This window comes from Stenotrophomonas sp. TWI377 (assembly GCF_039674525.1).
Taxonomy (GTDB): Bacteria; Pseudomonadota; Gammaproteobacteria; order Xanthomonadales; family Xanthomonadaceae; genus Stenotrophomonas.
In genome coordinates, this window is record NZ_JBDJNT010000013.1 from 23,071 (window position 1) to 42,640 (window position 19,570).

19 protein-coding genes are annotated in these 19,570 nt (G+C 67.3%); 9 read left to right on the top strand and 10 right to left on the bottom strand.

What is annotated here, in order from left to right; translation table 11 throughout:
• Positions 1 to 25: 25 nt before the first annotated feature.
• Genes ABE546_RS12315 through ABE546_RS12325 form a run of 3 tightly spaced genes read right to left on the bottom strand, consistent with a single transcriptional unit; the run spans position 26 to position 2,368 of the window.
• Positions 26 to 430 carry a lysozyme inhibitor LprI family protein gene (locus ABE546_RS12315; protein ID WP_346463869.1) on the bottom strand — a complete coding sequence of 135 codons (405 nt, stop codon included), beginning with the start codon at positions 428 to 430 and terminating at the stop codon, positions 26 to 28.
• Positions 427 to 1,902: a Fe-S cluster assembly protein SufB gene (gene sufB / locus ABE546_RS12320; protein WP_259261287.1), complete on the bottom strand. Its 1,476-nt coding sequence runs from the start codon at positions 1,900 to 1,902 to the stop codon at positions 427 to 429. The genes ABE546_RS12315 and sufB overlap by 4 nt, the downstream gene beginning before the upstream one ends.
• A gap of 13 nt (positions 1,903 to 1,915) precedes the next feature.
• Positions 1,916 to 2,368 carry an SUF system Fe-S cluster assembly regulator gene (locus tag ABE546_RS12325; protein ID WP_026070170.1) on the bottom strand — a complete coding sequence of 151 codons (453 nt, stop codon included), beginning with the start codon at positions 2,366 to 2,368 and terminating at the stop codon, positions 1,916 to 1,918.
• Positions 2,369 to 2,540: 172 nt separating this feature from the next.
• Between ABE546_RS12325 and ABE546_RS12330 the strand changes: the two genes are divergently transcribed.
• Both ABE546_RS12330 and ABE546_RS12335 read left to right on the top strand, forming a co-directional pair.
• Positions 2,541 to 3,008, top strand: coding sequence for an SET domain-containing protein-lysine N-methyltransferase (locus tag ABE546_RS12330; RefSeq protein WP_176990804.1), 468 nt, complete (start codon positions 2,541 to 2,543; stop codon positions 3,006 to 3,008).
• A 121-nt stretch (positions 3,009 to 3,129) separates the two neighbouring features.
• Positions 3,130 to 3,672: a type 1 glutamine amidotransferase domain-containing protein gene (locus tag ABE546_RS12335; RefSeq protein ID WP_346463871.1), complete on the top strand. Its 543-nt coding sequence runs from the start codon at positions 3,130 to 3,132 to the stop codon at positions 3,670 to 3,672.
• Between the two features lie 39 nt (positions 3,673 to 3,711).
• Here the strand turns inward: ABE546_RS12335 and ABE546_RS12340 are convergent, their stop codons facing one another.
• The 4 genes from ABE546_RS12340 to ABE546_RS12355 all read right to left on the bottom strand — a co-directional run bounded on the left by ABE546_RS12340 (position 3,712) and on the right by ABE546_RS12355 (position 5,968).
• Positions 3,712 to 4,308, bottom strand: coding sequence for a DUF1439 domain-containing protein (locus tag ABE546_RS12340; RefSeq protein ID WP_346463873.1), 597 nt, complete (start codon positions 4,306 to 4,308; stop codon positions 3,712 to 3,714).
• Between the two features lie 102 nt (positions 4,309 to 4,410).
• Positions 4,411 to 4,947, bottom strand: coding sequence for a hypothetical protein (locus tag ABE546_RS12345; protein WP_313217490.1), 537 nt, complete (start codon positions 4,945 to 4,947; stop codon positions 4,411 to 4,413).
• Between the two features lie 52 nt (positions 4,948 to 4,999).
• Complete coding sequence (locus tag ABE546_RS12350) at positions 5,000 to 5,344, bottom strand: DUF3861 family protein (RefSeq protein WP_313217492.1); 345 nt, start codon at positions 5,342 to 5,344, stop codon at positions 5,000 to 5,002.
• 225 nt (positions 5,345 to 5,569) lie between these two features.
• Positions 5,570 to 5,968 carry an HU family DNA-binding protein gene (locus ABE546_RS12355; protein WP_019185677.1) on the bottom strand — a complete coding sequence of 133 codons (399 nt, stop codon included), beginning with the start codon at positions 5,966 to 5,968 and terminating at the stop codon, positions 5,570 to 5,572.
• A gap of 364 nt (positions 5,969 to 6,332) precedes the next feature.
• On the opposite strand from ABE546_RS12355, the gene ABE546_RS12360 reads away from it, so the two are divergent.
• Positions 6,333 to 6,767: an OsmC family protein gene (locus tag ABE546_RS12360; protein WP_346463874.1), complete on the top strand. Its 435-nt coding sequence runs from the start codon at positions 6,333 to 6,335 to the stop codon at positions 6,765 to 6,767.
• A gap of 85 nt (positions 6,768 to 6,852) precedes the next feature.
• The gene (locus tag ABE546_RS12365; RefSeq protein WP_346463876.1) at positions 6,853 to 8,526 is read left to right on the top strand and encodes an amidohydrolase; all 1,674 of its coding nucleotides are present in this window, start codon (positions 6,853 to 6,855) and stop codon (positions 8,524 to 8,526) included.
• Between the two features lie 16 nt (positions 8,527 to 8,542).
• On the opposite strand, the gene ABE546_RS12370 is transcribed toward ABE546_RS12365, so the two are convergent.
• Positions 8,543 to 9,418: a PhzF family phenazine biosynthesis protein gene (locus ABE546_RS12370; RefSeq protein WP_346463878.1), complete on the bottom strand. Its 876-nt coding sequence runs from the start codon at positions 9,416 to 9,418 to the stop codon at positions 8,543 to 8,545.
• A gap of 205 nt (positions 9,419 to 9,623) precedes the next feature.
• Here ABE546_RS12370 and ABE546_RS12375 point away from each other — a divergent pair, with 205 nt between their 5' ends.
• Genes ABE546_RS12375 through murD form a run of 3 tightly spaced genes read left to right on the top strand, consistent with a single transcriptional unit; the run spans position 9,624 to position 15,003 of the window.
• Positions 9,624 to 12,227: a bifunctional aspartate kinase/diaminopimelate decarboxylase gene (locus tag ABE546_RS12375; protein WP_346463880.1), complete on the top strand. Its 2,604-nt coding sequence runs from the start codon at positions 9,624 to 9,626 to the stop codon at positions 12,225 to 12,227.
• Positions 12,228 to 12,260: 33 nt separating this feature from the next.
• Entirely contained in the window at positions 12,261 to 13,613 is a 1,353-nt protein-coding gene (gene murL / locus ABE546_RS12380) for a UDP-N-acetyl-alpha-D-muramoyl-L-alanyl-L-glutamate epimerase (protein WP_346463882.1), read from the top strand.
• Positions 13,594 to 15,003 carry a UDP-N-acetylmuramoyl-L-alanine--D-glutamate ligase gene (gene murD, locus ABE546_RS12385; RefSeq protein WP_346463883.1) on the top strand — a complete coding sequence of 470 codons (1,410 nt, stop codon included), beginning with the start codon at positions 13,594 to 13,596 and terminating at the stop codon, positions 15,001 to 15,003. The genes murL and murD overlap by 20 nt, the downstream gene beginning before the upstream one ends.
• 48 nt (positions 15,004 to 15,051) lie before the next feature.
• On the opposite strand, the gene ABE546_RS12390 is transcribed toward murD, so the two are convergent.
• Positions 15,052 to 15,648: an SMI1/KNR4 family protein gene (locus ABE546_RS12390; RefSeq protein ID WP_313212424.1), complete on the bottom strand. Its 597-nt coding sequence runs from the start codon at positions 15,646 to 15,648 to the stop codon at positions 15,052 to 15,054.
• Between the two features lie 149 nt (positions 15,649 to 15,797).
• On the opposite strand from ABE546_RS12390, the gene ABE546_RS12395 reads away from it, so the two are divergent.
• The gene (locus ABE546_RS12395; RefSeq protein WP_346463885.1) at positions 15,798 to 16,598 is read left to right on the top strand and encodes a dienelactone hydrolase family protein; all 801 of its coding nucleotides are present in this window, start codon (positions 15,798 to 15,800) and stop codon (positions 16,596 to 16,598) included.
• Positions 16,599 to 16,628: 30 nt separating this feature from the next.
• Here the strand turns inward: ABE546_RS12395 and ABE546_RS12400 are convergent, their stop codons facing one another.
• Positions 16,629 to 17,627, bottom strand: a complete 999-nt coding sequence (locus tag ABE546_RS12400) for a polyprenyl synthetase family protein (protein WP_346463887.1) — start codon at positions 17,625 to 17,627, stop codon at positions 16,629 to 16,631.
• A 314-nt stretch (positions 17,628 to 17,941) separates the two neighbouring features.
• Here ABE546_RS12400 and ABE546_RS12405 point away from each other — a divergent pair, with 314 nt between their 5' ends.
• Positions 17,942 to 19,555, top strand: a complete 1,614-nt coding sequence (locus ABE546_RS12405; protein WP_346463889.1) for an alpha-glucosidase — start codon at positions 17,942 to 17,944, stop codon at positions 19,553 to 19,555.
• Positions 19,556 to 19,570: the final 15 nt, after the last annotated feature.

A 19,570-nucleotide genomic window follows, 5' to 3' on the forward strand; every position in this document is an offset into this window, starting at 1 on the left:
ATAGGGGAACTGGAGGCAGCGCGACTCAGAGGTCGTATTCGCTGCGCTCGAGGAATTCGTTGCGCAGGTAGGCGGTGCGGGTTTCGGTCAATGCGGCCTTGGCGCCGATGTAGAGCATCGGGTACATCGAGCCGTACAGCATGCGCGGGTCTTCATCCTTGCCGACCGGGTACTGCGCTTCCAGGTCGGCATCGCGCAACTGCACCCACAGGCGCTGGGCGGCCTTCAGCTTGGCCAGCGCCACCGGGGCATCGGCCAGCTCGCCGACCACCTGGCGGTACACCGCGTTCAACGCGGCATCGGCTGTTTCGAACCCTTCGTTGGCGCACTCGTTCATCTGCATCTGCGTGCTCAGATCGTCGCAGGCCGATTCGGCGAACGCCGGCGCGGCCGCGCAGAGCAGCAGGGCCAGGGGGAGCAGGCGCTTCATCCGACCGAGCCTTCCAGGCTGACTTCCAGCAGCTTCTTGGCTTCCACGGCGAACTCCATCGGCAGCTCGCGGAAGACCTGCTTGCAGAAGCCGTCGACGATCATCGAGACCGCGTTTTCCTGGTCGATGCCACGGGCGCGGCAATAGAACAGCTGGTCGTCGGAGATCTTGGAGGTGGTCGCTTCGTGTTCGACCGTCGCGCTGGGGTTCTTCACCTCGATGTAGGGGAAGGTATGCGCGCCGGACTTCTTGCCGATCAGCAGCGAATCGCACTGGGTGTAATTGCGCGCGCCTTCGGCGCCGCGATCGATCTTCACCAGGCCACGGTAGGTGTTCTGGCCATGGCCGGCGCTGATGCCCTTGCTGACGATCTTGCTCTTGGTGCGCTTGCCGATGTGGATCATCTTGGTACCGGTGTCGGCCTGCTGACGATGGTGGGTCAGCGCGACCGAGTGGAACTCGCCGACCGAATCATCGCCAAGCAGCACGCACGACGGATACTTCCAGGTGATCGCCGAGCCGGTCTCGACCTGGGTCCAGGTGACCTTGCTGCGCGCACCACGGCACTCGGCACGCTTGGTGACGAAGTTGTAGATGCCGCCCACGCCGTTCTCATCGCCCGGGTACCAGTTCTGCACCGTGGAGTACTTGATCTCGGCGTCTTCCAGCGCGACCAGCTCGACCACCGCGGCATGCAGCTGGTTCTCATCGCGCATCGGCGCGGTGCAGCCTTCCAGGTAGGACACGTACGCCTTGTCTTCGCAGATGATCAGCGTGCGCTCGAACTGGCCGGTGTGGCCGGCGTTGATGCGGAAGTAGGTGCTCAGTTCCATCGGGCAACGCACGCCCTTGGGGATGAACACGAAGCTGCCGTCGGAGAACACCGCCGAGTTGAGCGCGGCGAAGTAGTTGTCGCCGACCGGCACCACGGTCCCCAGGTACTGCTTGACCAGTTCCGGGTGTTCTTTGATCGCTTCAGACATCGAGCAGAAGATCACGCCCTTCTCGGCCAGTTCCTTGCGGAACGTGGTGCCGACCGAAACCGAATCGAACACCGCATCCACGGCGACGCCGGCCAGCTTGGCGCGCTCATGCAGCGGCACGCCGAGCTTGTCGTAGGTGTCCAGCAGTTCCTTGGGCACATCGTCCAGCGAGGCGTACTTCGGGCCCTTCGGCGCGGAGTAATAGCTCAGCGCCTGCAGGTCGATCTGCGCGATCTGCAGCTTGGCCCAGTCCGGCATCGGCATGGTCAGGAAGTGGCGGTAGGCGTCCAGCCGCCACTGCGTCATCCACTCCGGCTCGTCCTTCTTGGCCGACAGGGCACGGATGGTGTCCTCGTCCAGGCCGGGCGGCAACGAGTCCGATTCGATGTCCGTGATGAAGCCCGCCGAATACTTGCGGCCGAGCTGCTCATGGATCTCGCGGTTGGGGGTATCGCCGGTGGCGACGGTATCGAGGGTATCGGTGGCCATGGGGGCTGCCTGATCAGGAGACGACATCCGCCGCGATCGCGCGGCGGTGGGCGTCAACAAGGGGAAGAGGGGGCAGGATCTGCGCCAGGGTGACCGCGCGCAGCGCTTCGGACACCACGTCGTTGATCATCCGCCAGCTGCTGCGCGCGCCACACTGCAGCTCGCGGCCGCACTGGCTGTGGTCGTGGGCGCACTCGGTCAGGCCCAGCGGCCCTTCCATGGCTTCCACGATCTCGAACAGCGTGATCTGGTCTGCCGCGCGGGTCAGCCGGTAGCCGCCACGGACGCCGCGCAGGCCTTCGACCAAGCCTGCCTGGGCCAGCGGCTTGAGCAGCTTGCTGACGGTGGGCGGTTCCAGACGGGCGAACTCGGCCAGTTCAGTGGCACTGAGCACCTCGCCCGGGCGGGCAGCGAGCACGGTCAGCACGACGGTGGCGTAATCGGTGAGCTTGGTGACGCGGAGCATGTGGGGTGCAGAACCATAAAGCGGACTGAAATTGTACGCTTTTCTCCGGCGGCATCCAACCCGCCCGTTCAGGCGCCCGCAGGGCGGCCTGGGACGCGTATTGAACCGCATCGCTTTGGCAATCACAAAGATTAAGCGAGAATCGGGGCTTCCCACCGCAACGGTCAGCCAGATGCCCAAGAAGATCCAGGCCCGCAAGTCCACCATCCATGGCAATGGCGTGTTCGCGCTGGCGCCGATCAAGAAGGGCGAGCGGGTCATCCAGTACAAGGGTCTGCTGCGCAGCCACGCCGACGTGGATGCCGACGACACCGGGGATGTGGAGAGCGGTCATACCTTCCTGTTCACCCTGAACGACGACTACGTCATCGATGCGAACTACAAGGGCAACGACGCGCGCTGGCTCAACCACAGCTGCGATCCGAACTGCGAAGCGGTGATCGAGGAAGCCGAGGGTGACAACCGCCGCGAGGACAAGGTGTTCATCGAGGCGATCAAGGACATCAAGCCGGGCGATGAATTGACCTACAACTACGGCATCACCCTGGCCGAGCGTCACACCGCGCGCCTGAAGAAGATCTGGGAATGCCGCTGCGGGTCGAAGAAGTGCACCGGCACGATGCTGCAGCCCAAGCGCTGATCCCTCCGGTCGCCACCGGCCGTGGGCCGGTGGCTGTCCCGACACGATGTGCACATTGTGGTCACCGCCGCCCAATGCGGCCGTGGCCACACTGAGCGCTCCTACTTACTGGAGCCGCTCCATGGCACACGTACTCAACGGCAAGCACATCGCGATCCTCGCCACCGATGGCTTCGAACAGTCCGAGCTGCAGGAACCCAAGCGCCTGCTGGAATCCTGGGGCGCTTCGGTCAAGGTGATCGCCCCGGGTGACGCCCGCACGATCCGCGGCTGGAAAGACAAGGACTGGGGCGAGGAGGTCACGGTCGATGCACCGCTGAAAGGCGCCAAGGCCGACGATTACGACGCGCTGGTTCTGCCCGGCGGCGTGATCAATCCCGACAAACTGCGCATCGACACCGATGCGGTCGCGCTGATCAAGGCCTTCGGTGGGGCGGGCAAGCCGGTGGCCGCGATCTGCCACGGCCCGTGGCTGCTGGTCGAGTCTGGCCTGGCCAAGGGCCGCAAGGTGACCTCGTGGCCGTCGCTGAAAACCGATCTGGGCAATGCCGGTGCGGAGTGGACCGATGCCGAAGTGGTGGTGGATGGTAGCCTGATCACCAGCCGCAAGCCGGGTGATATTCCCGCCTTCGCCGATGCGGTGGCCAAGGCGTTGGCCGGTTGATCGTGTGGGCACCGACCCAGGTCGGTGCCCACCATCGCGTTAGTTGCTGAGCAGCCCGGCCGGCACCAGCGCGCCGAGATCCTGGTTGAAGGTGACCACCAGCTTGCCGTTCTCCACCTGCGCCGACTGCACCTGCAGCGTGCCGAGCACCGCGGCCACGCTCGGGTCGATCTTGTAGATCGGCTCGCGCTGGGCGTAATCGGTGAGCCAGGCATTGAGCAGGCCGCGCGTACGCGAATCCAGCTTGCCGCCGTTGTTGGCCGGGGTGAAATCGTCGACCGTCGGCTCCTGCAGGTGGAAGCCCTGGGTCTGCGCGTCATAGCGCAGGCCGCTGCTCAGCTTCACTTTGCCCAGCGGCGCCGGGTTGCCGCCGGCGGTCGCCATGGCAACATCGAAGCCCAGGTCCAGCCGGCTGCCCTGCGGAAGGGTCAGCTGCGGATGGCTCATCGTCATTGCGATCAGGCCCCCCAGCGCATTCTGCGTGCGCGGGAAGCTGCCATCGAGGTACTGCTGCACATCGGTGGCGCCGACCGACAACTGGCGGCCGGAGACGCTGGGCGCGGCCTGCGCGCCGATGGCGGCGGCCAGCAGCACGGTGCAGGCGGCGAGGCGGGACAACAGCGGGCGAACGTTCATGGCGGCAGGCCGTGGGGAATGAGATGCCAACAATAGCGCGCGCGGCTGAATCCAGCTTTGACGTACGCGGTCAGGATGCGCCGGTGCGCCCTGCCGATGCAGTCAGTTCAGTACCGGCTGGATCGAGGCGCCATGGATCTCCCACCCGCTCCCATCCGCGCGGGGCTGCAGCCGATACCAGCCCTCGAAACGGAGCGTGCTGGTCCCGGTGCTGACCCGGATCTGGACCGGCACTTCGCGCAGCCGGGAGGGCTCGGCGGTGTCCCGTGCGATCGGGGCACTGGTCTTGATGCGCAGCCCGCGGAAGTCGGGCAATGCGCGAAGGGCGGCATCGTCCGGGTGGCCGCCCGGGCCGCCGCCGGTCCACTGTGCGTCGGCGGTGGCGACGTCGCCCTGCGCCAATGCACTCAGATAGCGATGCACCAGCGAGGGCTCATCCAGTGCGTCCGCGGCCACTGCACTGAGTGCGGTCGGTGGCGCGGCGGTGGGTGGGGGCGTCGGTGCACTGTGCTGAGGTGGCACGTCATCGGCGTGCGCTGCGCCTTCGCGTGCCGCAGCTGACTCGGTCAGGGGCGGCTGCTGCTGGCAGGAGCAGCCGTGCAGGAACAGCAACGGAAGCAACAGGACGGCGCGGCGCATGCAGGACTCTCCCCGGAGAGCGCCGAGTGTAGCGCCACGCCCGGCGCTTGGCTCAGGGCGCGCCCTGGATCGACTCCAGCGCAGCGAGCACCTCATCCAGCTGCGGCTGCAGCACGGTGAGCGGGTGGCTGGGTTCCTCGGCGTGGCGCTGGGCGAGATCGCGCAGCAGCTGGGTGGCCACGATGGCCGCGGCACGTTCGTCACCGCTGAGCCCGGTGTTGCGCCGCGCGATTTCCAGCAGGCGCATCCAATCCTGCTGCGCACGATGCTCCAGCTCGATGGTGCAGCGCCCGCTGCACTGCAGGCCGTCCTTTTCGATCGGGGTGACGGTGATGCGGTAACGCTGGGAAGAAGAGCTGGCCATGGCTGCCTGCGCGGTGGGGGACAAGGCCACCATAGGCTGCGATGTGTGCGGCGGCGACAGGCGCGGTCGCACGCAGTGTTCCACCCTGTGCGTTCCGCTCGGTTCTGCGATGCCGTGGATCGCGGCAGGACAGGCATCTTCGCGCCACGTGGGCGCCGCACACGTCTCTGGCAACGCTGTGTTTCGCTGCGCGCGCGTCACCAAAAAAAACGGGACGGCATATGCCGTCCCGTCCGGGTGCTGCAGGAAGCGCGCAGATTAGAGCGCGGCATCCTTGAGCTTCTTGAGCGGACGCACCTTCAGCTTGGTGGACGCCGGCTTGGCGGCGAACCACTGCTCTTCCTTGGTGAACGGGTTGATGCCCTTGCGCTTCGGCTTGGCCGGCACGCTGACGGTGGAGATCTTCAGCAGGCCCGGCAGGGTGAAGCTGCCCGCGCCCTTCTTGTGCACCGAAGCGGCGACGGCGCCTTCCAGCGAGGCGAGCACGGCGCGCACGTCCTTGGCGACAACGCCGGACGCTTCAACGATGTGTGCAACCAGACCAGACTTGCTCAGCACTTCCTTGATCGGCTTGGGAGCGGCCGGCTTCGCGGCTGCCTTCGTAGCGACTTTCTTTACTGCCTTCTTCGGGGCAGCCTTCTTAGCGGTCTTTGCCATGGTTTCCTGTTCCGTGAACGGTTGGTTGTTTGGTCGCGCCGAACCCCGTCGGCAAGCGAAATGTAGGGCAACTATGGGGCGCCGCCAATAGGCAAACGCATAAAAATTGGTGATTTCCACGCCCTTCGTTACCGCAGTGCATCAGGTCATAGCCAAAAAACAGGGTCCGCCCTCGCGGCGGAGGCCATCGGTCATGGACCGTCGCACCCCGACTGTCGCACGAAAACCACTTGAAAACAGCATCGATCTTGATGGCCGATTCAGCTGGGAGCGCCGCCTGCCGTGGCGCTGACGGCGGCCAGACACGGTGCTAACGCGGGGCGGTCTAGGCTGGCTTGGCCATTCATCCCGCAGGAGATCAACGATGGGTATTTCGCGTCATGCCACCGCGCATTGGGAAGGTGACCTCAAGACAGGCAAGGGACAATTGAGCACGCCCCAGAGCGGCTTGATGGACAAAACCCGCTATGCCTTCAGCAGCCGCTTCGGTGATGAGAAGGGCACCAACCCGGAAGAACTGATCGCCGCCGCACACGCCGGCTGCTTCACGATGGCACTGTCGGCCAAGCTCACCGAGGCCGGTTTCGTGCCGACCTCGCTGGATACCGAAGCCAAGGTGGACCTCTCGATGGAGGGGGGGGCCCAGCTGTCGCAGATCACGTTGAAGGTGAAGGCCGTAGTGCCGAACATCGAGGCCACCCAGTTCCGTGCCATCGCCGATGACGCCAAGCAGAACTGTCCGGTGTCCAAGGCGCTGAGTGCGGTACCGATCAGCCTTGAGGCCGAGTTGGCCGGCTGATCCGCGCCCGCGATTGGTGCACAGCAGATTGTGATGGGAAAGCGGCGGCCGCATAGTCGCCGCTTTCCTGTTGTGGGGTATCTGCATGCGTCCGACCGCTCTTGCCGCCCTGATGGCCTGCCTGCTGGCCGGCACCGCGCAGGCGGATGTGCGCCTGCTGACCGCCGCGACCATCCATACCGGGGATCCCGACGCGCCCGCCGCCACCGCGCTGGCGTGGGATACCGACACCGGGCGCGTGCTCGCCGTCGGTGATCGCCAGGCACTGTTGACGCTGTATCCGCTGGCAGCGCTGACCGACGTCGGCCACGCCACCGTGATCCCGGGGCTGATCGATGCGCATGCACACCTGATGTTCCTGGGCGGCACCCTGATGCAGGCCGACCTGACCGGCGCGGCCGGCACCCAGGACATCGTGGCGCGCCTGCAGCGCTTTGCGGCCGACAATCCCGAGGGCTGGCTGCTGGGCAGCGGCTGGGACCAGAACCGGTGGCCGGACAAACGGTTCCCGACGGTGGCCGATCTCGACGCGGCGTTCCCGGACCGGCCGGTCTGGCTGGTTCGCATCGATGGTCACGCGGGCTGGGGCAACAGTGCGGCACTGCGCGCGGTCGCACGGGAGCCGGGCCAACGCGCGTTGAAGGGCAACTGGCAGCCGGCCGGTGGGCGCATCGTGCGCGATGCCAAGGGGCAGCCGGGCGGGGTGTTCATCGATGAAGCGATGAGCCTGGTGCAGGCGGCGATCCCAACGCCCAGCGACGCCGCCCGCGAGCAGATGCTGACCCGCGCACTGGATAAAGCGGTCAGCCAAGGCCTGACCGGTGTGCACGACATGGGCGTATCGCGCGCCGATCTGGCCCTGATGCGCCGCTTCGCCGATGCCGGCGCGCTGCCGCTGCGCATCGATGCGTATGCCGATGGCAATGGCGATGCCCTCGCGGATATGTGTGCGCAGGGCGCGTACCAGCATGCCGGTGGCCGCCTGGAAATGCGCGGGGTCAAGCTTTTCATGGACGGCGCGCTGGGCAGCCGCGGTGCCGCGCTGCTGGCCGATTACAGCGACGATCCGCACAACCGTGGGCTGCTGGTGACCTCGCCGGCCGATTTCGAAACGGCGGTGCGCAAAGCCGATAGCTGTCATGTCCAGGTCGCCACCCATGCGATCGGGGATCGTGGCAACCGGATCGCACTGGATACCTATGCCAGGGTGCTGGGCGAGCGCCGTGGCAGCGACCATCGCTGGCGGATCGAGCATGCGCAGGTGGTGGCGCTGGAGGACATTCCGCGCTTTGCCCACCTCGGCGTGATCGCCTCGATGCAACCTGCCCACGCCACCTCGGACATGGGCTGGGCGCAGGATCGGGTCGGTCCCGAGCGGATCCTCGGGGCCTATGCGTGGCGGCGGATGCTGGGCTCCGGTGCCCGTCTTGCGCTTGGTTCGGATTTCCCGGTGGAACAGGTGGATCCCCGCCTGGGCCTGTATGCCGCGGTCACCCGCCAGGACCGTGCCGGCCAACCGCCGGCGGGCTGGCAGCCCGATCAGCGCCTGACCGCGGCCGAAGCGCTGCGGGGGTTCACTGCCGACGCCGCGTGGGCAGGCCATGACGAGGCCCAGGTCGGCCGGTTGCAGCCCGGCCTGCGCGCGGATTTCGTCGTGCTCGATCGCGATCCGCTCAGCATCGCGCCTACCGAACTGGCGGACCTGCAGGTGCGCTCGACCTGGGTCGATGGCGCACCGGTGTACGACGCGGCGCGTTGACGCGCCGCCGCCGGGATCACCAGTCCAGCGTGCCGCGGATGACGGTCTGCACCTGGCCACCGGACCAGACATCGCCATGGTCATCGATGCGCAGGGTCAGGCGCGCATCGTGGCCCACTTCGCGACCCTGGCTGACCACATAGCCGTGCGCGGTGCCAGGCAGCGCGTCGCGGCTGTCCAGCCAGGCAGCCAGCACCGCATTGGCCGCACCGGAGGCGGCATCTTCAAAGCGGCGACCGTTGCCGACGAACGCACGCACCGCAAGATCCCACGCCTGGCCCTGGCTGCGTGCATAGGCGAAGACCCCCATGCTGTCGGTGGCCTCGGCCAAGGTCGCCACGGCATGCCAATCCGGGGTGAGCGCGCGCAGGGCGGCCTCGTCAGCGAGTTCGACCACCCACCAGCTGCGGCCACCGGCCATGCGCGCCGGCGGCAGATGGCCCAGCGGCCAGCCCGCCAGCGCGGCCTGCAGGCGCGGGTCGGCGGCCGTGGTCACTTCGGCCACCGCGGCGCGCGGGGTACGGATCGCGATGGTGCGGGCCTCACCGCTGCCGTCCACGCGTAGCGGCAGGGCCCCGGCGATGCCGTCCTGGACCAGCATGCCCTCGACCGGTGCGGCCACGCCCAGCTCCAGCACGGCATGCGCGGTGCCCACGCTGGGGTGGCCGGCGAACGGGACTTCCTTCTGCGGGCTGAACATGCGGATGCCGTAGCTCGCGCCCGGGGCTGCAGGCGGGAACACGAAGGTGGTCTCCGGCAGCCGGGTCCAGCGGGCGATGGCCTGCATCGCCGTCTCGTCCAGGCCCTGTGCATCGAGCACGACGGCCAGCGGGTTGCCGGCGCCGGGGTAGGGCGAGAACACATCCAGCTGCAGGAAACGACGGGAGGTCATGGCGGGGCGCTCAACGAAAAACGGGCGGGCAGCTTACCAACCGGGGCCTTGTTCCGGGCGCTGTGTGGCGGCCTGCGCACCGGTCCGGGGACAAATCCACCCGACCTGGGCCGCCCTGGCCCTGCAACGGGCAGGCTTGGCATAGAATCGGGGGTTCGGCCCGGCGTGCCGGGCGATCCCCCTCACTACCCAAACCTCCACCTCCATGTCAGCTTCCCCCCTTGTCGATCGCTGGATCGTACTGAAGTTCGGCGGCACCTCCGTGTCGCGTCGTCACCGCTGGGACACCATCGGCAAACTGGCGAAAAAACGGGCGGAAGAAACGGGCTCGCGCGTGCTGGTGGTGGTATCGGCGCTGTCCGGGGTGACCAATGAACTCACCGCGATCGCTGATGGCGCCGCCGACAGCCGCGACCGTATCGCCGCGCTGGTCGCGCGCCACCGCGAATTCCTGACCGAGCTGGAGCTGGACGGCACCGCGCTGGACGTGCGTCTGGACGCGCTGGCCGGGCTGCTGGACGATCCGCGTGCCGCCGGTCGGCCGCTGGAGTGGCAGGCCGAGGTGCTGGGCCAGGGCGAACTATTGTCCTCGACCGTCGGTGCGGCCTACCTGCGCGCCAGTGGCCTGGATTTCGGGTGGATGGATGCGCGCGAGTGGCTGGATGCACTGCCGCCGCAGCCCAGCCAGAGCGAATGGTCGCAGCGCCTGTCGGTGAACTGCCAGTGGCGTGCCGAGGCCGACTGGGCGGCACGTTTCCGCGCCCAGCCGACCCGCATGCTGATCACCCAGGGCTTCATCTCGCGTCATGCCGATGGCGGTACCGCGATTCTGGGCCGTGGTGGCTCGGATACCTCGGCGGCGTACTTCGGTGCGTTGCTCGGCGCCAGCCGCGTGGAGATATGGACCGACGTGCCGGGCATGTTCAGCGCCAACCCGAAGGACGTGCCGGATGCGCGCCTGCTGACCCGCCTGGATTACTACGAGGCGCAGGAAATCGCGACGACCGGCGCCAAGGTGCTGCACCCGCGCTCGATCAAGCCGTGCCGCGATGCCGGCGTGCCGATGGCGATCCTGGACACCGAGCGCCCCGAGCTGCCCGGCACCAGCATCGACGGCAATGCGGCCGCCGTCCCGGGCGTGAAGGCGATCAGCCGCCGCAACGGCATCGTGCTGGTCTCGATGGAAGGCATCGGCATGTGGCAGCAGGTCGGCTTCCTGGCCGACGTGTTCGGGCTGTTCAAGAAGCATGGCCTGTCGGTCGACCTGATCGGTTCGGCCGAGACCAACGTGACCGTTTCGCTGGACCCGTCCGAAAACCTGGTCAGCACCGATGTGCTGGCCGCGCTGTCGGCCGATCTGTCGCAGATCTGCAAGGTCAAGATCATCGTGCCGTGCGCGGCGATCACCCTGGTCGGCCGCGGCATGCGCTCGATGCTGCACAAGCTCTCGGACGTGTGGGCCACCTTCGGCCGCGAACGCGTGCACATGATTTCGCAGTCTTCCAACGACTTGAACCTGACCTTCGTCATCGACGAAGCGGATGCGGACGGCCTGCTGCCGATCCTGCACGCCGAGCTGATCGACAGCGGCGCGATGCCGGTGGAAGAGGGCGAAGTGTTCGGCCCGCGCTGGCGCGAAATCGCCGGTACCATCCGCCCGCGCGAAACCGCCTGGTGGCGGGGCCAGCGCGAGCACCTGCTGACGCTTGCCCAGGCCGGTACGCCGCGCTACGTCTACAACCTGCCGACGGTACGGGCGCGTGCGCGCGCGCTGAACGCGATCAAGGCGATCGACCAGCGCTACTACGCGATCAAGGCCAACTCGCACCCGGCCATCCTGGAGGTGCTGGAGCAGGAAGGCTTCGGCCTGGAGTGCGTGTCGCACGGCGAGCTCAAGCACGTGTTCAACACGCTGCCGACGCTGTCGCCCAAGCGCGTGCTGTTCACCCCCAGCTTCGCGCCGCATGCCGAGTACGATGCCGCGTTCGCGCTGGGCGTGACCGTTACCCTGGACAACGTGGAAGCCCTGCAGCGCTGGCCGGAACTGTTCAGCAACCGCGAGCTGTGGCTGCGCGTGGACCTGGGCCGTGGCGAAGGCCACCATGCCAAGGTCCGCACCGGCGGCAAGGACTCCAAGTTCGGCCTGCCGATCGCCCGCGTGGATGAGTTCGTGCGCATTGCCGGCGAGCTGGGCACCCGCGTGGTCGGCCTGCATGCGCACCTGGGCAGCGGCGTGGAAACCGCGCAGCACTGGCGCCTGATGTGCGATGAACTGGCTGGGTTCGCCCGCCGCATCGGCAGCATCGAGACCATCGATATCGGCGGTGGCCTGCCGATCCCGTACAGCGCCGACGACGAGCCGTTCGATCTGGAGGCCTGGGCGATCGGCCTGGCCGAAGTGAAGGCCGTGCACCCGGCGTTCCGCCTGGCGATCGAACCGGGTCGCTACCTGGTGGCTGAGTCCGGCGTGCTGCTGGCGCGGGCCACCCAGGTGGTGGAGAAGGATGGCATCCGCCGCGTCGGCCTGGATGCAGGCATGAACACGCTGATGCGTCCGGCGCTGTACGACGCCTGGCATGACATCGAGAACCTCAGCCGCCTGAGCGGCTACTCCGAAGCGATGTTCGATGTGGTCGGCCCGATCTGCGAATCCAGCGATGTGTTCGGCAAGCGCCGCCGCCTGCCGGCCTCGACCGCGCCGGACGATGTGATGCTGATCGCCGACGCCGGCGCGTATGGCTACGTCATGGCCAACACTTACAACCAGCGCGAGCTGCCGCGCGAGGACGTCATCGATGATGGTCCTTGACCGCTGCCTGCCGCCTTCCAAACCGGATACACCATGACTGCTTTTGATAAACACCAGGTTGCCGTTTTCCGCTTCGTCCGCTGCGACTTCGCCGCGGACACCGGCGTGGCGCAGCTGGTCTACGCCTTCGATGACGGCCCGGAATTGATCGAGACGGTGACCATTCCGGGCGCGCCGTTCGTGCTCGAGGGTGACCGCGCCGAGGCAGTGCAGCGCGCCCTGCGCCTGCTGCACCTGATGGCCGGCGTGAGCTACTACAAGGCCGGCGTGCCCGAACAGGTGCGTATCGACAGCTACACGATCGATGCGGCCACCGCTGCGCTGGTCGAGACGGTGTACCTCAACGGTCTGGGCGAGTTCGCCTACCGCAATGGCCTGAACCTGCGTGGCCGCTTCCGCCTGCCGGTGGAGGGCGAGGCCTTCACCGCACCGGTGCTGGGCCTGCGCGAACACGCGCTGGTCGCCATCGGCGGCGGCAAGGATTCGCTGGTCAGCATCGAAGCGCTGCGCAGCCTGGGCATCGCCGAAACGGTCACGTGGATCGGCGGCTCGCAGCTGATCCGTGCCTGCGCCGAGCGCACCGGCCTGCCGATCCTCAACATCGGCCGCACGCTGGCCCCGGAGCTGTTCGAGCTCAACCGCCAGGGTGCCTGGAACGGCCATATCCCGGTCACCGCGGTGAACTCGGCGATCCTGGTGCTGGCCGCGCTGCTGCAGGGCGTGGACCAGGTGGTGTTCTCCAACGAGCGCTCGGCCAGCTATGGCAGCCAGATTCCGGGCACCGGCGAGGTCAATCACCAGTGGTCGAAGGGCTGGGCGTTCGAGCAGGCCTTCGGTGAGCACCTGGAGCAGCATGTCGCCGCGGACCTGCATTACTACTCGCTGCTGCGCCCGCTCTCGGAGCTGGCGGTGGCGCGTCAGTTCGCCAAGCGCGATGTCTACGACGCGCATTTCTCCAGCTGCAACCGCAATTTCCACATCCTGGGCGAGCGCCCGGTGAACCGCTGGTGCGGCGTCTGCCCGAAGTGCCACTTCGTGTTCCTGGCGCTGGCCCCGTTCATGCCCAAGATGCGCCTGGTCGGCATCTTCGGCCGCAACCTGCTCGACGATATCGAGCAGGCCCCGGGCTTCGATGCGCTGCTGGAATTCCAGGACCACAAGCCGTTCGAGTGCGTGGGCGAAGGCCGCGAATCGCGCGCCGCGATGGCGACCCTGGCCGCGCGCCCGGAGTGGAATGAAGACGCATTGGTGAAGCGCTTCGTCCACGAGATCCGCCCGCAGCTGGACGCCACTGAACTGCAGATCGAACCGCTGCTGGCACTGGAAGGCGAGCACCGCATTCCGCCGGCGATCTGGGAGCGTCTGCGTGCGAATTTCGCAGCTTGATGGCAAACGCGTTGCATTGTGGGGATGGGGACGTGAGGGACGCGCCGCGTTTCGCGTCCTGCAGCAGCGGCTGCCGTCGCTGCCGCTGACCCTGTTCTGCCCGGAGGCCGAGGCCACCGGTGCGCGCGAGGAAACCCACGGCGCGCTGACGGTCCGTTCGGATGTCACCGGCGAGGCGCTGGCCGCGTTCGAGGTGGTGATCAAGTCGCCGGGCATCAGCCCGTATGGCGACGCTGCGTTGCACGCCACGGCGCAGGGCACGCAGTTCATCGGCGGTACCTCGCTGTGGTTCGCCGAACAGGCCGCCGCCGACGGCATCGTGCACGATACCGTGTGCGTGACCGGCACCAAGGGCAAGAGCACCACCACCGCGCTGCTGGCGCATCTGCTGCGCGCCTCGGGCGCGCGCACCGGGCTGATCGGCAACATCGGCCTGCCGCTGCTGGAAGTGCTCGACCCGCAGCCGGTGCCGCAGTACTGGGCGGTGGAGCTCTCCAGCTACCAGACCGGCGAGGTTGCGCGCAGTGGCGCGCACCCGCAGGTCGCCATCGTGCTGAACCTGTTCCCCGAGCACCTGGATTGGCACGGCAGCGAAGCACGCTACATCGACGACAAGCTGCAGCTGGTCACCGGGGCCGCGCCGCGGATCGCGGTGCTCAATGCGGCCGACCCGCACCTGGCAGCGTTGTCGCTGCCGGAGAGCGAGGTCATCTGGTTCAACCAGCCGCTGGGCTGGCATATGCGCGGCGATGTCGTGCATCGCGGCGAGCAGGCCGTGTTCGACACCTCACACACGCCGCTGCCCGGCCGACACAACCGCGGCAACCTGTGCGCGGTGCTGGCGGCGATCGAGGCGCTGGGCCTGGACGCGGTGGCCCTGGCCCCGGCGGTGCAGGCCTTCCGCCCGCTGCCCAACCGCCTGCAGACCATCGGTGCGCGCGAGGGGATCACCTTCGTCAACGATTCGATCAGCACCACGCCGCACGCAAGCCTGGCGGCGCTGGAATGCTTCGCCGGTCGCCGCATCGCGCTGCTGGTGGGCGGCCATGATCGTGGCCTGGACTGGCACGACTTCGTCGCGCACATGGCCCACGACGTGCCGCCGGTGGAGATCGTCACCATGGGCGCCAACGGCCCGCGTATCCACGCGCTGCTGCAGCCGCTGGCCGATGCCGGCAGTTTCGGTCTGCATGCCGCTACCGATCTGCCCGACGCCATGCGGCTGGCGCAGGCCGCGCTCGGCGGGCAGGGCGGGGTGGTGCTGCTGTCGCCGGGTGCGCCGAGCTACGGCGTGTACCGCGACTACGTCGCGCGTGGCCGGCACTTCGCCGAACTGGCGGGGTTTGATCCCGATGCGATCACGGCGATCCCGGGCATCGGGATCGCATAACGTGCCACGGTAGAGCCGACCGTTGGTCGGCTGCGTGGGATCCTGCAATCAGGCTTCTTCCTCATCGATGAACGCGTAATCCCCGTCGATGAGCTGCTGCAGGTACGCATCGAAACCCGGTGCGATCACGGCATAGCTGTCCGGGTCGTGCAGGTAGCGCACCACCTGGCCGACCGTGCCGCCCGGCGCGGGGTCGAAATCCAGGTACAGCATCGACGTGCCGCCGTTGTTCATGCAGTGCGAGAAGCACAGGCGCTTGCCCATCGGCAGATCCGCATCGATGCCCTCGCCGAGGATCTCGGGGTCTTCCTCCAGCCATTCCTCGTAGATCGAGCGGATGCTGTCATCCCACTGCGCGCTGTCCTCGAATATCTGGTCCACCGAACGCAGGTAGTAGGGGTAATGCCCCTCCTCGACATCCGAGCCCAGCATCAGCACCACCGCCTCGCCACCCGGGTAGGTGCGGAAATGCGTGCCATCGACCCGCCCCAGCAGCGCCACCAGGCTCTCGGGCACCTGCGGCCAGCGCTCGCGCAGGCGCTGCAGATCGGCCGTGCTGGCGCCCTCGACCCAGGCCCACATCCGCGCATCGTCGTGGGGCAGGCGCGGCACCAGGCCGGAAAGGAAACGATCGACAAGGCTCATGCGGGGTTCCATGCAAAGGGGGCGGCCAGCCTGCCATAACAGGGACGGAGGTAGTTAATTCACGGGGTTGCACGTCGCGCCGGCGCTTCTACACGGTCTCGTCAACCGGCCGTCATACACTCGGGGCTCTTTCTGTCGGGAGCAGACGCATGAACAGGCAATGGCGGTGGGGTGCGGCGGTGCTGTTGGGCATGACGGCGCTGCCCGCGCTGGCGGCGATGCAGGCCAAGCCGGTGGAGTGGACACAGGACGGCACCACCTTCAGCGGAGTGCTGGTCTACGACGACAGCGACAACGACAAACGCCCTGGCCTGGTGATGGTGCCCAACTGGAAGGGGGTCAACGATTCGGCCATCGCCAAGGCCAAGCAGCTGGCCGGCGATGACTATGTGGTGCTGGTGGCCGATGTGTACGGCAAGGGTGTGCGTCCGAAGACCGATGCCGAGGCCGGTCCGGTGGCGACCAAGCTGCGCAATGACCGTCCGGTGCTGCGGGCGCGTGCGCTCAAGGCGATCGAGGTGTTGAAGGCGCAGGCCGGCAAGGCACCGCTGGATGCCAGCCGGATCGGCGCGGTCGGGTTCTGCTTCGGCGGCACCACGGTGCTGGAGATGGCGCGCGCTGGCGCACCGCTGGCCGGTGTGGTCAGCCTGCACGGTGGGCTGGGCTCGCCGCTGCCGGCCAAGGCCGGTGGCACCCATCCCTCCGTGCTGGTGCTCAATGGCGCCGACGACAAGAGCGTGAGCAAGGACGACATCGCCAGCTTCGAGCAGGAAATGAACGCCGCCCAGGTCGACTGGGCGTTCACCAACTACAGCGGGGCGGTGCACTGCTTTGCCGAGTCGGATGCGAACAGTCCGCCGGGGTGCCAGTACAACGAGCGCGCGGCCAAGCGCGCGTGGAAGGCGCTGGATGAGTTCTTCGAGGAGCGGTTCGAGACGACACGCCGGTAGGTGCCGACCGTTGGTCGGCACGCTTTCCGATCAATGCGAGCGCTGCACCGCGTAACGGGCCAGCCCGCGAAGCGCGGCCACGGCATCGTTGTCGGCCAGGCCGTCGAGCGCACGCTCGGCGGCATCGGCGTATTCCTCGGCACGGGCGCGGCTGTACTCCAGCCCGCCGGTGGCATGGATGGCCGCCAGCACCTCCGTCATCGCCTCGGCGTCACCGTTCTGCACGATCTCGCGCAGGCGGTCACGGGTGGTCGCATCGGAATGCGCCATCGCGTGGATCAGCGGCAGGGTGGCCTTGCCCTCGGCAAGATCGTCGCCCAGGTTCTTACCCAGCTCATCGGCATTGGCCGAGTAGTCCAGCACGTCATCGGCGATCTGGAAGGCGTAGCCCAGGTTCATGCCGTAGTCGTACAGCGCCTGCTGGGTGGCTTCGTCCACGCCGCTGGCCAGCGCGCCCAGACGGGTGCCGGCAGCGAACAGCACCGCGGTCTTGCGCTCGATCACGCGCAGGTAAGCGGCTTCGTCCGTATCCGGGTTGTGGACATGCAGCAGCTGCAGTACCTCACCCTCGGCGATCCGGTTGGTGGTGTCGGCCAGGATGCGCATGACCGGCATGCGGTCCAGTTCGACCATCAGCTGGAAGCTGCGCGAGTACAGGAAATCGCCTACCAGCACGCTCGGGGCATTGCCCCACAGCGCATTGGCGGTGCTGCGGCCACGCCGCAGGCTGGATTCGTCCACCACGTCGTCATGCAGCAGGGTCGAGGTGTGGATGAACTCGATGATGGCCGCCAGCTGGTGGTGTTCCGGGCCGGCTTGGCCGACCGCGTGGCCAGCCAGCATCACCAGCATCGGGCGCAGGCGCTTGCCGCCGGCCGAGATGATGTGGTCGGCGATCTGGTTGATCAGCACGACATCCGAGGACAGTCGGCGACGAATCAGCGCATCGACGGCGTCCATGTCGGGCGCGGCGAGCGTCTGGATCTGGGGCAGGCCCAGCGCGGGGCGGGTGTCTTCGGTGATGGTCATGCGGTCTGACTTTCAGGCTTGGGCGGAATTATAGGCGGTGCCGTCGTATTCCGCCCGCGAAGACGCCGCTGTCGCGTGGGCAAGGGGGCGACAGGCATGGGGACAGGGGAGATGATCACGGCGACCTCGACCCTCGCGCCCGGGCGCGTGGCGGGTATTGCCCGGCACGATGGGGTGTCCGGCTTGGGGGAGGCGCCGCCATCCGGCGTGAATACGTATGCATGCAACCCCACCGCTGGAGGCGCCCAGCTAAGCTTGTCGGGTTCGTTTCTGGCCCCCTCGCGGGTGCCGTGGAAGCCCGAAGGGGGGCCCCAATGTCGCAGTCTCCATGGTGGCGCGGTGCCGTCATCTATCAGATCTACCCGCGCAGTTTCCTGGACGCCAACGGCGATGGCGTGGGCGACCTGCCCGGCATCATCGAGCGGCTGGACTATGTCGCCGCGCTCGGCGTCGACGCGATCTGGGTGTCGCCGTTCTTCAAATCGCCGATGGCCGACTTCGGCTATGACATCGCCGACCACCGCGACGTCGATCCGTTGTTCGGCACGCTCGCCGATTTTGACCAGTTGCTCGCCAAAGCGCACGCGCTGGGCCTGAAGGTGATGATCGACCAGGTGTTCAGCCATACCTCGATCGACCATGCCTGGTTCCAGGAGAGCCGGCAGGACCGCACCAATCCCAAGGCGGACTGGTACGTGTGGGCCGATCCACGCGAGGACGGCACCCCGCCCAACAACTGGATGTCGATCTTCGGCGGCGTGGCCTGGCAGTGGGAGCCGCGCCGCGAGCAGTATTTCCTGCACAACTTCCTGGCCGACCAGCCCGACCTGAACTTCCACAATCCGGCGGTGCAGCAGGCCACGTTGGATTACGTGCGGTTCTGGCTCGACCGTGGCGTGGATGGCTTCCGCCTGGATTCGATCAACTTCTGTTTCCACGACGCACAACTGCGTGACAACCCGGCCAAGCCGCTGGAAAAGCGCCTCGGCCGTGGCTTCAGCGCGGACAATCCGTACGCCTATCAGTACCACTACTACAACAACACCCAGCCGGAGAACATCGGCTTCATCGAGCGGCTGCGCGTGCTGCTGGACGCGTACCCGGGCTCGGTCAGCCTGGGCGAGATCTCCGCGGAAGATTCGCTGGCGACCACGGCCGAGTACACCGCCCCGGGCCGCCTGCACATGGGCTACAGCTTCGAGCTGCTGGTGAAGGATTTCAGCGCCGGTTACATCCGCGACACCGTGTCACGGCTGGAAGCCACCATGACCGAAGGCTGGCCGTGCTGGGCGATCTCCAACCACGATGTGGAGCGTGCGGTGACGCGCTGGGGTGGCCATCCGGCCCAACCGCGCCTGGCGCGGATGCTGGTGGCCATGCTGTGCTCGCTGCGCGGTTCGATCTGCCTGTACCAGGGCGAGGAACTGGGGTTGGGCGAGGCGGACGTGCCGTTCGAGGCGCTGCAGGACCCGTACGGCATTACGTTCTGGCCGAACTTCAAGGGCCGCGACGGTTGCCGTACGCCGATGCCGTGGCTGGATGCGCCGAAGGCGGGCTTCACGACGGGCGAGCCGTGGCTGCCGATTCCGGCGGAGCATCAGGCCGCGTCGGTGGCGACGCAGGAACAGGATCCGCATTCGGTGTTGAACGCGTTCCGTCAGTTCCTGGCATGGCGGCGGACGATGCCGACGCTGTTGGTGGGGGATATTCGTTTCCTCGAGTGCGCCGAGCCGGTGTTGATGTTCGAGCGGGTGCACGGGGAGGAGACGTTGCTGTTGGCGTTCAATCTGTCGGCCGGGACGGCTCGGGTTGCGCTGCCGGTGGGTGACTGGCAGGCGATGCATGTTCCGGGTCCGGATGTCGGCGAGGTGGTCGGTGGTGAGTTGGTGTTGCCGGCGCAGTCGATGTTTTGCGCGCGACGCAGCTGAGTGGGTTTCCGGTGG